This window comes from Pannonibacter phragmitetus, assembly GCF_050510895.1.
Classification (GTDB): domain Bacteria; phylum Pseudomonadota; class Alphaproteobacteria; order Rhizobiales; family Stappiaceae; genus Pannonibacter; species Pannonibacter phragmitetus_B.
On the sequence record NZ_JBNINT010000001.1, the window covers coordinates 2,368,513 to 2,380,632 of the forward strand.

Genomic DNA, 12,120 nt, shown 5'->3' on the forward strand with positions numbered 1-12,120 from the left:
CGGTTTTGGGGCGGGAAACAACCGTTTTTGCCCCTCGCCCGATCCCCCTTATGGCTTGTCCTTGTTCTTGAGCTGCTCAAGCACCTTGAAGGGCGAAGGCTTTTCTTCTTCCTCTTCTACCTCAGCGGGTGCTTCGAACTCCAGTTCCGCATCAGCTGCACGCGGGAACGGATCCAGCGCAAGGACGAACTGCTCACAGACGAGCGCGCCAAGATCGATCATTCCATCCTCGATCGCATCGGGCGGCTCCGGGGCTTCCAGATCGATTTCGATCTCTCCGTCCTCGCCAAGGTCCGGATTGCGGCGGCGCGGATCAAGTTCCGGCTCATAGGCACGCTCGAAATGGTCCTTCACGCTCATAGGCAGCGGCACCAGCGTGACGACGCAGCGCTGCGCCCCTTCTGCCTCCAGATCGCCCGTGACAAAGACACCGGCCTTCTTCCACGGCCGCACTTCCAGCGTGGCGGAGAAGCGGGTGAGGCTGTCGAGCCCGTAAGCCTCGGCTATGCGCGTGAGCGCATCCGCATCGGCGGTCAATTCCACGATCTTTGGCGTGTTGCCCAGACGCGACACCTGAAAGCGGTGTGAAAAGGGTGTCGGCACATCAGTCATGATTCGGGGTTCCCTCAAGCGCCGGCACGTCTGGCCAGGCGAGTTTGGCGGTCATGATGTCCTCCAGCGGCAGGTCCGCCAGTGTCTTGACCGCATCCATCATGTAAAGCGCAAGCTTGCCGCAGGCATCCGGATTGGGCGCTTCGGTGAAGATATTACGTGCAACGGCTGCCGCCAGGTCCTCGGCATTACCCGCGTCCAGCGCCTCGCCGTAAGCACTTGCGCGGCCATAAAAGGCCTCAGCCATCTTGCGCACCTTCTTTGGCACGCGGTTGTCGCTGATACCCATTTCCCGCAAGGAAGCGTCCATATCGCGGAAAAACAGGTCAAAAACGGCCTGTGAAGTGGCTGCAGCCTCCTTGCCTTCCCCTGCAGGCGGCGGAAAACAAGAACGGCATGCAGGATCATCATGTCGAACCGGCCATCCACGGTGTCAGGCACAGAAAGTGCTGCGTAGAAGGCAGGCTGACGCGCCTGAGCCACGATAGCGCCATAAAGAGCGTATTCGGATGGCCGGGTACGGCGGCGGAAAAGGCCAAATACCATGGAATGCCTCGACTGATCCCGAGCGGACGGTGTTGCCTTGTGCCCTAACGCAGGTTACTTGCTTTGCCAAGGAACGAATTCAAATACGCACCGGACTGCAAGGCCGGTTCAGACGGGACAGGAACGACGAATGAAGACCAAGGCGCATGTGCTGATGCTTCCCATTCTCCTCGGGCTGACCGTAGGCGGATGTTTCACCCAGACCTACAATCACGGCCATTCCATCTCCCCCGACATGCTGCAGCAGGTGCAGGTGGGGTCGAGCAAGGAGAATGTTGAGCTGGTCCTCGGCTCGCCGTCCACGACGTCCGAGATTGATGGTCTCGCCTATTACTACATCTCCCAGACCGCCGAGACGACCGCCTTCATGAAGCCGAAGATCGTCGAACAACGGGTGGTCGCCATCTATTTCGATCAGGATGGCTTCGTGAAGGACATCGCCAACTACGGCATGCAGGACGGCAAGGTCTTCGACTTCATCGGCCGCAAGACCCGCACCGGCGGCTCCGACTATGGCTTCCTGACGCAGATTCTGCGCGGCGCTGCCAACCCGTCACTGGGCCTCTGAGCCGATCGGAAAGCTGCAAGAATGCAAATCCCCCGGAAGGTTCTTCCGGGGGATTTTTGTTTGGGTGAAGGTTTGGAGCCCCCTTCCGGTCAGCGTTTGCAAGGGACGCAAGGAGGAGGAAAACACTCTTCCTTTGCCGCAGTGCCCCTCTCCCCCTTGAGGGGGCAGAGGAACGGGAGCCTGACTGACAATCCGATCTAAACACTGCCCTCTCTCCCTCAATGCGCCAGCACAGCCAACAGCAGCAGGGCAACGATGTTGGCGATCTTGATCATCGGGTTCACTGCCGGGCCAGCGGTATCCTTGTAGGGGTCTCCCACCGTGTCCCCGGTTACCGCCGCCTTGTGGGCATCCGATCCCTTGCCGCCGTGGTGGCCATCTTCGATGTATTTCTTCGCATTGTCCCAGGCCCCGCCGCCGGAGGTCATCGACAGGGCAACAAAGAGCCCAGTGATGATGATGCCCAGCAGCATCGCGCCCACAGCCGCGAAGGCATTGGCCTTGCCAGCAATGGCGTTGATGGCGAAGAAACAGACAATCGGAGAGAGCACCGGCAGCAGCGAGGGAATGACCATTTCGCGGATCGCGGCGCGGGTGAGCATGTCCACCGCCCGGCCATAGTCAGGCCGCTCGGTGCCAGCCATGATGCCCGGCTTCTCCCGGAACTGGCGGCGCACCTCCTCCACCACGGCAGAGGCAGCCCGGCCCACGGCGGTCATGGCAATACCGCCGAACAGATAAGGCAGCATCCCGCCGAAGAAGAGGCCGACGACCACGTAGGGGTTGGACAGAGAGAAATCGAGCGTATCCACCGTCAGCCCGGCAAAATAGGGGTACTGATCAGAGTTGGAGATGAAGTAGCGCAGGTCCTCCGTATAGGCGGCGAAGAGCACCAGCGCGCCAAGGCCCGCAGAGCCGATGGCATAGCCCTTGGTCACGGCCTTGGTGGTGTTGCCCACCGCATCCAGCGCATCCGTCGTCACGCGCACTTCTGCGGGAAGATCTGCCATCTCGGCGATACCGCCGGCGTTGTCCGTCACCGGACCGAAGGCATCAAGCGCGACGACCATACCGGCAAGCGCCAGCATCGTGGTCACCGCAATCGCGATGCCGAAGAGGCCAGCCAGCGAATAGGTGACAATGATGCCTGCAATGATGATCAGCGCCGGAATCGCCGTAGCCTCCATCGAAATGGCAAGGCCCTGAATAACGTTTGTGCCATGGCCGGTGACGGATGCCTGGGCGATGGACCGTACCGGGCGATAGCCGGTGCCGGTGTAATATTCCGTCACCCAAATGATCAGTCCGGTAACGGCCAGACCGGCAACGCCGCACAGATAGAGCGACATGGGCGTAAAGGAGAGCCCGCCGCTGGTGGTCAGCACCACATCCATGCCACCGAAGACAAAGGACGTGACGGGAAACAGGATGATGAGCGAAAGCACGGACGTGGCGATGAAGCCCTTGTAGAGTGCCCCCATGATCGAGTTGTTGGCCCCCAGCTTGACGAAGAAGGTCCCCGCAATCGATGTAAGGATGCAGGCCCCGCCAATCGTCATCGGATAGAGCATAGCCGGAGCCGTCGCCGCCGTTCCGGCAAAGAGAATCGCCGCCAGCACCATGGTGGCAACCAGCGTCACCGCATAGGTCTCGAACAGATCCGCCGCCATGCCTGCGCAATCGCCGACATTGTCTCCGACGTTATCGGCAATGGTGGCCGGGTTGCGGGGATCATCTTCCGGGATGCCCGCCTCCACTTTGCCGACAAGGTCACCACCCACATCCGCACCCTTGGTAAAGATGCCGCCGCCCAGACGGGCGAAGATGGAGATGAGCGAGGCACCGAACCCAAGCGCCACCAGCGCGTCGATGACGCTTCGGCTCGTCGGGTCATAGCCCAGCAGACGTGTCAGGATGACGAAATAGACCGTCACGCCGAGCAGCGCGAGGCCAGCAACCAGAAGCCCGGTGACAGCACCAGACTTGAAGGCAATCTCCAGACCGGCCGCCAGGCTCTGGCTGGAGGCCTGGGCCGTGCGCACATTGGCGCGGACCGACACCATCATGCCGATGAAACCGGCCAGACCTGAGAGAATGGCGCCTGCTGCAAAGCCGATGGCAACTGCCAAGCCCAGCAGCCAGGCACCGAGAACGAAGATGACCGCGCCAGCGATGGCGATGGTTGTGTACTGGCGCGTCAGATAGGCCTGCGCGCCTTCCTGGATCGCCCCCGCGATCTCCTGCATCCGGGCGTTGCCCGCATCGGATGCCATCACAGACTGGATTGCCCAGCCCCCGTAAGCCAAGCCCAGAAGGCCGCAGGCAATGACGACGACAAGCTCGGTCATGAGTCCTCCCACTGAATGGGCAGCCCGGCAATCCGATCGTTCTATGACAGCATTTTATCTTGACTTCCAACGGGCTGCGACGCGCGCCAGGGCTCCGGCAAGTTCAATCTCATTCCGCAGCAAGGCGCAACAGCGTCACGTTAGCAGAATGAACATGGGGCCGGTCAAGTGCTTGCCCTCGTTTATTTTTGCAGGACGCACGAAAACATTCACCGCAATGCAGCAGATCCTTCTCCAGATAATACCGCATGCAAAACAGGTTGCGTTACGGTTGCTTTACTTGAAGAAGATCAAGACAACGCCGGTTCGGGTGTACCTCTGGCCAGCACGAACATGAGGATCACGCAGACGAGGACAAGCGGGAAGACCAGCAGATTGACCGTCGCCCAGCCGAAGTTATGCAGCAGCGCGCCGGAGGAGAAGGACGCCAGCGCAACGAAGCCGAAAACGAGGAAATCGTTGAAGGACTGCACCGTCGCACGCTCGGCGGGGCGGTAGCAGCGGGTCAGCATGCTGGTGGCGCCGACAAAGCCGAAGTTCCAGCCAACGCCCAGCAGGATCAGCGCGCTCCAGAAATGCGCCACCTCAAGCCCCGTGAGCGCAACCACGGCGCAGCCACACAGCAGCGCAAGGCCGGTGAGAACGATGATCCGCTCGCCGAAACGGGCGATCAGCGTGCCAGTGAAGAAGCTCGGGCCGAACATGGCCAGAACATGCCACTGGATGGCCAGGGCAGCATCCGTCTGGCTGAGGCCGCAGCCGATCATGGCCAGCGGGGTAGCCGTCATCACGAGGCTCATCAAGGCATAGGAACTGATGCCGCAGACGGCAGCGACGATGAAGGACGGCTGGCGCAGAATGACGCCCAGCGGCCGTGCCTGCGCATCCGCCACAGTCTTTTCCCTGACCGGCGGCACCTTGAGGAAGGTAAGAATCACGCCCATCAGCAGGAACAGGCCGCCAAGCGCGGCATAGGTCCCGGCAAAAAGCACCGGCGCAAAGAGATCCTTGGTGAAGATCACCGTCTGCGGCCCGATAATGCCGGAGAAGACGCCGCCCGCCATCACCCAGGAAATCGCCTTGGGGCGGAAGGCATCGCTCGCCGTATCGGCGGCCGCGAAGCGGAACTGCTGGACAAAGGCCGTCACGGTACCTGCCAGCGCGCAGGCAAGCGTGAAAAGCCAGAAGCTGCCGATGAGGATAGCCCAGGCGGCCAGCAACGAGGCGAGGAAGCCCAGAACAGAGCCGCCGAGAAAGCCACTCCGCCGCCCCACCCGCTTCATCACGGCCCCGGCCGGCAGGGTGCCTATCGCGGTTCCAAGGATCATGCAGGAGATGGGCAGCGTCGCAAGACCGGGCGCTTCCGGCAGCAACGAGGCTGCTGTCAGCGAGCCGGTGGCGATGACGATCGAAGCCGTTGCCCCACCCAGAGCCTGTGCTGCGGCAAGAATCGCGGCATTGCGGCGCGCAATGCGGTCACCATCGGCAGCGGTGTCCTGCACAGGCGAAAGGGAGGGCTGAGATGACATCGGCAGGCTCCAGACAGGCTCTTGGGCAGGGTCCGGGCAGAACTGGCTGGTGCGGCGATCTGCGGGGATAGGGCATGGCTCCACTGCGGGAAGCCGGGACAGGCCTTAAAAGTGACGGAAGCCGCCCTGCCCTGCAAGCGTGAAAGGGGCAATGCCGCGTGTCAGATGGACAGCGGGCTTGTCAGCAGCGGATGATTTCACCTGGCCAATGCAGGTTACAGGCACACCGGCAGCTGCGGCATCGGCCTCAAAGGCCTGACCTTGGGCCGGCGGCACGCAGACAAACAGCTCATAGTCATCCCCGCCGGTCAGCACAGCGGCAATGAGGCCCGGATCGGAAGCCAGAGCAGCACGGACCGCCTCCGAAAGCGGCACGCTGTCCACATCGAGGACCACGTCCACACCCGAATGTCGCGCCACGTGGCCCGCGTCGGCACAGAGCCCATCGGAAATGTCGAGACTGGCGGAAGCATGAGACAGCACGGCAGAAGCCAGCGCCACACGCGGCTGCGGCAGCAGATAGCGGTTCAGCAGAAACTCAGTATGAACGGGGGAAAGTGACAGCTTTTGTGCCAACCCCGGATCAAGTCTCAGGGCAAGGCCGAGAGCAGAATCACCGATGGTGCCGGAGACATAGACCAGATCGCCTGTCTTGGCGCCATTGCGCCGCACTGCGTGGCCTTCCGGCACTTCGCCAAGAGCGGTCACGGACAGGACCATACGCTCGCCGCTGCGGATCGTATCGCCGCCCAGCAGCGGGAACGCAAATTCCGCCTGATCGGTTGCGAGCCCTGCCGCAAAACCGGTCAGCCATTGCGCGGCACCGCTCTTGGCATGCTCTCCACCAATGCCAAGCCCCAGCAGATAGCCGAGCGGCCTTGCACCCTTTGCGGCAAGGTCGGACAGGTTGACGCGCAAGGCCTTGCGCGCCACCAGATCAGCAGGGTCACTGGCAAAAAAATGAACGTCCGCCGCCAGCATGTCCTTGGTCAGGACCAGCTCATGCCCGGCGGAGGGCTTCAGCACGGCGGCGTCATCGGTGAGCGCGAGACTGCCGGGAGCGGTTGCGAGCGGGGCAAAGAAGCGCTCGATCAGGTCGAACTCGCCCAGCCCCGCATATGCCCCCTCTTTGGCCATATTACTGGCCGTCCTGCGCGTCCTGACCTTCTTTGTCATCAGCTGCAGGCTCCACCGGCTCCAGCTCGGCGCTGCGCAGCTGGTGGGCCAGACGGTCCAGCACACCGTTGACGAGACGCGGCTCATCCTCGGCGTAGAAGGCCTTCGCCACGTCGATATACTCGGAGATGATCACCTTCGGCGGCACATCGCGGCGGCGCAGCAGCTCATAGCTGCCTGCGCGCAGAATGGCACGCAGCAGGCTGTCGATGCGCTTCAGCGGCCAGTCTTCCACCAGCGCCGTGTGGATGAACGGGTCAAGACGCAGCTGCTCGGCCACAACGCCGCGCACAATGTCCTTGAACCACTGCTCGTCCGCGTCGCGGTACTGGTAGCCGTCGACTTCCTTGCCAAGGCGGAAGGCGGTGAACTCGTTGACCACATCGGTCACCGAAGAGCCGCCCACATCCATCTGGTAAAGCGCCTGTACCGCCCCAAGACGGGCGGCACCACGCTTGTTGGCCGGACGGATTTCCGGCCCCTTGTTCTGATCGGCTTCGCCGGTCATGTCAGTTCAAACCCCAAGCCGTTCCCGAAGACGGATCATGTCCAGCGCTGCGCGCGAGGCAGCACCGCCCTTGTCCTTGTCGGTGACCCGGGCACGAGCCCAGGCCTGTTCATCATTTTCCACCGTCAGAATGCCGTTGCCCAGGGCAAGGTCAGCATCGACGATGAGATCCATCAGCACGCGGGCCGACTCATTGGCGACGATGTCGTAATGGGTCGTCTCACCGCGAATGACACAGCCGAGCACCACGAAACCGTCATAGAAGGTGCCGTCGTTTTCCATGGAGGTGAGCACCATGGACAGGGCCGCCGGAATTTCCAGAACGCCCGGGACAGCGATCCGGTCATGGGTCGCACCGGCCTCGTCCAGCGCCTTGGCGGCCCCTTCATAGAGCGCATCGGCGATATCTTCGTAGAATCGGGCTTCAATGATCAGGAGGTGAGGCGCGGAGCTCATCGGTCGTGTCGCTTTCTGTCTGAGAGGTGCGGTCAGGAACCATGCCTGCCCGATTTTGTCCAGCCTTTTGCGGAGCGCGTGCCCCTCAGGCCCCTTCGCGGAATTCGGCAAGGCGCGCGGCATAGCGCGCCATCATGTCGACTTCAAGGTTTACATTGTCCCCCACCTGCCTTTCGGCCCAGGTGGTTACCGACAGGGTGTGCGGAATGAGGAAGACGGAGAACTCCGTGCCCTCCACCTCATTCACTGTCAGCGACGTGCCGTCCAGCGCTACCGATCCCTTGCGGGCGATAAAGGGCGCGAAGGCACGTGGAGCGTCGAAACGGAAATAGACCGTATCCGGATGGTCGCGCCGCTCGACGATGCGGGCAAGGCCATCCACATGGCCAAGCACCAGATGGCCGCCCAGTTCCGTGCCAAGGCTGAGCGAGCGCTCCAGATTGAGCTTCTGCCCTGCCTTCCAGTCCGCAGCCGTGGTCAGGCGCAGGGTTTCCGCACCGCTTTCCACTTCAAACCAGTTGCCGCCAGCCTCGTCACGCCCCTTGGCTGTCACCGTATGGCACGGGCCGCCGCAGGCAATGGAGGCGCCGATGTCAATCGTATCCACGTCATAGACCGTCGCAATACGCGTGCGCTTGCCGGCAGGAATATCCGTGACGGAGAGAATGGTGCCAAGATCGGTGACAATTCCGGTGAACATCTCAACTCTCCTTGCGGCGGAACCGCAGCAGCCTGTCCGGCCCGTAGACGGCCGTATCAACCAGACGGAAATCCGGGTACTCGGCGGTAAAGCCGCCTGCCCCGCCGTCAAACGGCAGGATACGCCCTGCCCCAAGTTCTGCGACGCCGTGGAAAATCCAGGTTTCATCCACCACACCGGCCTGCAGGAAGGAGCGGGCAACACGCGCACCGCCCTCCACCATGAGGCGCGTCACGCCCCTGTTCGCCAGTGCCGTCAGCGCAATCTTCGGCTCAATGCCGTCTTCATTGGCGGGCACGCGGATGACCAGAACACCGGCATCGGCAAGCGCCTGCACCCGTTCGGGATCGGCCTGATTGCCCGCCACCAGCCACACAGGCACATCGGCTGCGGACTGAACGAGACGGCTCTTCAGCGGCAGCCTTGCGTCCTTGTCCAGCACCACACGCACAGGCGAGCGGTCCTTCATGCCAGCCATGCGGCAGGTCAGTTCCGGATCATCGGCCAGCGCCGTGCCGATGCCGACGAGAATGGCATCGCAACTGCCGCGAAGGCCATGCACCACATTGCGTGACAGCATACCGGTGATCGCCAGTTGCCCTTCGCCGACGCGGCCAATGCCACCATCGGCAGAAAGCGCCAGCTTTAGCACCACATCCGGACGCTGATCGGTGACGCGCAGGCGGTGCCCGGCATGAAGCAGGCGGCAGAGGCCTTCCTCGACGCCGGTCGAGACGGAAATTCCTGCCTCTTCAAGCATGGCAACACCCCGCCCGGCCACACGCGGGCTGGGATCAAGGCAACCGATCACCACACGGGCAACGCCCGCATCACGCAGCGCCAGCGCGCAGGGCGGCGTGCGGCCGTAGTGAGAGCAAGGTTCCAGCGTAACATAGCAGGTGGCTCCGCGAGCCAGCTCGCCCGCCTGCCGCAGCGCGCTCACTTCAGCGTGCGGCCCGCCGGGACGCGAAGTCACACCCCGGCCCACGATGACCGGGGCTCCATCCTCAAAACGCACGACAAGGGCACCAACCGAAGGATTGGGCCAGACCTGCCCCTGCCCGCGCGCCGCAAGGGCGGCAGCAGCCTGCATCAGGCGGCGGTCAATCCCGGTCACGGCAACCTTGCTGCCGGTGGCAGGCGCAACAGCAACAGCCTCAGCTTCGCTCACGCATCCTCCTGGGGTTCGTCATTGCCGGGCAAACCGCCCAGTTCACCGAGAAGATCGCGGAAGTCACGCGCTTCACGGAAGTTCCGGTATACGGATGCAAAACGCACATAGGCCACATCATCGATGGTCTTCAGACCTTCCATCACATGGGTGCCGATCATCTCGCTGGTGATCTCGCCTTCACTGGTGCTTTCCAGCTGTCGCACGATACCGCTGACCATACGCTCGATCCGCTCCGGGTCAACCGGGCGCTTGCGCACGGCAATCTCAACAGAGCGCATCAGCTTTTCGCGGTCAAATGGCACACGGCGGCCGGAACGCTTGACCACCATCAGCTCGCGCAGCTGCACCCGCTCGAAGGTGGTGAACCGTCCCCCGCAGGTGGAGCAGACACGGCGGCGGCGGATGGCCGTGTTGTCTTCCGTCGGGCGGGAATCCTTAACCTGGGTCTCTTCACCACCGCAAAAAGGGCAACGCATGTCATCCGTTCCTTATACCAGGGCCCTTAAATGCAGCGCCCTGCAAAGCCTCAAGCACCGCTGCGGCGCAAAGAATCTCGAGGCCGTAAGCTCATCGAAATCCGGGCAGAATGCAAACGATCCGCGCCGGAGGGCGCGGACCGGTTCTTGTACTCGTCAATCTGGCTGTCAGGCCGGGTAGATCGGGAAGCGGCTAGTGAGTTCGATCACCTTGGCCTTCACCGCAGCTTCCACAGCCGCGTTGCCTTCCTCACTGTTGGCCGCCTTCAGGCCATCGAGAACCTCGGTGATCAGCATGCCGATCTCGCGGAACTCGGCAAGCCCAAAACCGCGCGTCGTGCCAGCCGGGGTGCCGAGACGCACGCCGGAGGTGACGAAGGGCTTTTCCGGATCGAAGGGAATGCCGTTCTTGTTGCAGGTGATGTTGGCGCGGCCAAGAGCGGCTTCCGCCTTCTTGCCGGTGGCGTTCTTCGGGCGCAGATCCACCAGCATCAGATGGTTGTCCGTGCCGCCGGAAACGATGTCCAGCCCCTGCTCCTGAAGGGTCTGGGCCAGCATCTTGGCATTGGCCGCGACAGCCGCAGCATAGGTCTTGAACTCCGGACGCAGGGCTTCGCCGAAGGCAACAGCCTTGGCAGCAATCACGTGCATCAGCGGGCCGCCCTGAAGACCGGGGAACACGGCCGAGTTGATCTTCTTGGCGATGTCCTCGTCGTTGGTGAGGATCAGACCGCCGCGCGGGCCGCGCAGGGACTTGTGCGTGGTCGAGGTGCAGACATGGGCATGGGGCACCGGCGAGGGATGCGCGCCACCGGCCACGAGGCCTGCGATGTGAGCCATGTCGACCATCAGGTAGGCGCCGACGGCATCAGCGATCTCGCGGAACTTCTTCCAGTCCCAGATGCGCGAATAGGCGGTACCACCGGCAACGATCAGTTTCGGCTTGTGCTCATGCGCCAGACGCTCGATCTCTTCCATATCGAGAAGATGATCGTCCTTGCGCACGCCATAAGACACGACGTTGAACCACTTGCCGGACATGTTGACCGGGGAGCCGTGGGTCAGGTGACCGCCGGAGTTGAGGTCAAGGCCCATGAAGGTGTCGCCCGGCTGCAGCAGCGCGAGGAAGACGGCCTGGTTCATCTGGCTGCCCGAGTTCGGCTGCACGTTGGCGAACTTTGCGCCGAACAGCTCCTTGGCACGCTCAATGGCAAGCGTCTCGACGATATCCACATACTGGCAGCCGCCGTAATAGCGCTTGCCCGGATAGCCTTCGGCATACTTGTTGGTCAGGACCGAGCCCTGAGCCTCGAGAACGGCCTTGGAGACAATGTTTTCGGAGGCAATCAGCTCGATCTCGTGCTGCTGACGGCCGGCTTCCTTCTGGATGGCGCCGAAGATATCCGGATCGGCATCTGCCAGAGATTGAGTGAAGAAACCGGTGTAGATCGGCTCGCCGGCCAAGGTATCCGACATCGACATGGCTAGGTCCTTTTCAGCGATTCACAAAGGGCCCCTTCGCCCTTTCTTCCGCCCAAGCGCGGGCAAATGACATTGCTCCGGCATTGGCCCTTTCGGGAGCCCTGCACTTAGCATAGGCATTCCGGTGAACCAAGTGGCAGACCGTCACAGCGCTCCGCAAATCCGGCACTGATCTGATCCACATCGGAAATGGCGCATAAATTTACGCGGTCCAGCCCCCGCGCGGCGCTTCCTGCGTGCCGTTTTCATCAGCGAGGCGCTTTGCCAGCTTGCGAAGAGCCAGCGCCTGCAGATCGGACTGTGCCGCATTGACCGGGCCGATCACCGAGACTTCGACACCGGTCGCCGCATCAATCGCCACCACCTTCACCTGACGGCCGATGGGGACAAACTCCAGATAGACCTCACCCTTGGCATGACCGGACATGCTGGCATCTCCAGAAAAAGAAAACGGGCAGCGTCTGATAGAGGCGCCTTAAGACGATCAGATGGGCATCATTTTACGCCGCGCAACAAAAAAGGGAGCCGGAGCTCCCTTTTCCAGT

The 12,120-nt window shown here is 62.3% G+C and carries 12 protein-coding genes and 1 pseudogene; 1 reads left to right on the forward strand and 12 read right to left on the reverse strand.

Going from position 1 to position 12,120, the window contains the following annotated elements; all coding sequences use genetic code 11:
* Positions 1 to 48 precede the first annotated feature (48 nt).
* Positions 49 to 612: a YceD family protein gene (locus tag ACQB61_RS11225; protein WP_430512675.1), complete on the reverse strand. Its 564-nt coding sequence runs from the start codon at positions 610 to 612 to the stop codon at positions 49 to 51.
* Positions 605 to 1,158, reverse strand: a pseudogene (locus tag ACQB61_RS11230) (ubiquinol-cytochrome C chaperone family protein). Before ACQB61_RS11230 ends, ACQB61_RS11225 begins: the two are co-directional and overlap by 8 nt.
* A 130-nt stretch (positions 1,159 to 1,288) precedes the next feature.
* Between ACQB61_RS11230 and ACQB61_RS11235 the strand changes: the two are divergent.
* A complete protein-coding gene (locus ACQB61_RS11235; protein ID WP_430512676.1) occupies positions 1,289 to 1,726 on the forward strand; it encodes an outer membrane protein assembly factor BamE in 438 nt (145 codons plus the stop codon).
* A 218-nt stretch (positions 1,727 to 1,944) separates the two neighbouring features.
* Here the strand turns inward: ACQB61_RS11235 and ACQB61_RS11240 are convergent, their stop codons facing one another.
* From ACQB61_RS11240 to ACQB61_RS11285, 10 genes are all read right to left on the reverse strand, one after another.
* A complete protein-coding gene (locus tag ACQB61_RS11240; RefSeq protein WP_430512677.1) occupies positions 1,945 to 4,074 on the reverse strand; it encodes a sodium-translocating pyrophosphatase in 2,130 nt (709 codons plus the stop codon).
* Positions 4,075 to 4,364: 290 nt separating this feature from the next.
* A complete protein-coding gene (locus ACQB61_RS11245) occupies positions 4,365 to 5,603 on the reverse strand; it encodes an MFS transporter (protein ID WP_430512678.1) in 1,239 nt (412 codons plus the stop codon).
* 105 nt (positions 5,604 to 5,708) lie between these two features.
* The gene (gene thiL / locus ACQB61_RS11250; RefSeq protein WP_430512679.1) at positions 5,709 to 6,740 is read right to left on the reverse strand and encodes a thiamine-phosphate kinase; all 1,032 of its coding nucleotides are present in this window, start codon (positions 6,738 to 6,740) and stop codon (positions 5,709 to 5,711) included.
* A 1-nt stretch (position 6,741) separates the two neighbouring features.
* The gene (gene nusB / locus ACQB61_RS11255; protein WP_430512680.1) at positions 6,742 to 7,287 is read right to left on the reverse strand and encodes a transcription antitermination factor NusB; all 546 of its coding nucleotides are present in this window, start codon (positions 7,285 to 7,287) and stop codon (positions 6,742 to 6,744) included.
* A gap of 6 nt (positions 7,288 to 7,293) precedes the next feature.
* Entirely contained in the window at positions 7,294 to 7,743 is a 450-nt protein-coding gene (ribH, locus tag ACQB61_RS11260; RefSeq protein ID WP_050471310.1) for a 6,7-dimethyl-8-ribityllumazine synthase, read from the reverse strand.
* Between the two features lie 85 nt (positions 7,744 to 7,828).
* Positions 7,829 to 8,443 carry a riboflavin synthase gene (locus ACQB61_RS11265; RefSeq protein WP_430512681.1) on the reverse strand — a complete coding sequence of 205 codons (615 nt, stop codon included), beginning with the start codon at positions 8,441 to 8,443 and terminating at the stop codon, positions 7,829 to 7,831.
* A gap of 1 nt (position 8,444) precedes the next feature.
* Positions 8,445 to 9,614, reverse strand: coding sequence for a bifunctional diaminohydroxyphosphoribosylaminopyrimidine deaminase/5-amino-6-(5-phosphoribosylamino)uracil reductase RibD (gene ribD, locus ACQB61_RS11270; RefSeq protein WP_430512682.1), 1,170 nt, complete (start codon positions 9,612 to 9,614; stop codon positions 8,445 to 8,447).
* The gene (nrdR, locus tag ACQB61_RS11275; RefSeq protein ID WP_334251489.1) at positions 9,611 to 10,093 is read right to left on the reverse strand and encodes a transcriptional regulator NrdR; all 483 of its coding nucleotides are present in this window, start codon (positions 10,091 to 10,093) and stop codon (positions 9,611 to 9,613) included. The genes ribD and nrdR overlap by 4 nt, the downstream gene beginning before the upstream one ends.
* Positions 10,094 to 10,261: 168 nt before the next feature.
* Positions 10,262 to 11,569, reverse strand: a complete 1,308-nt coding sequence (gene glyA, locus ACQB61_RS11280) for a serine hydroxymethyltransferase (protein ID WP_430514353.1) — start codon at positions 11,567 to 11,569, stop codon at positions 10,262 to 10,264.
* Positions 11,570 to 11,777: 208 nt separating this feature from the next.
* Positions 11,778 to 12,002, reverse strand: coding sequence for a DUF6898 family protein (locus tag ACQB61_RS11285; RefSeq protein WP_430512683.1), 225 nt, complete (start codon positions 12,000 to 12,002; stop codon positions 11,778 to 11,780).
* Between the last annotated feature and the right edge of the window lie 118 nt (positions 12,003 to 12,120).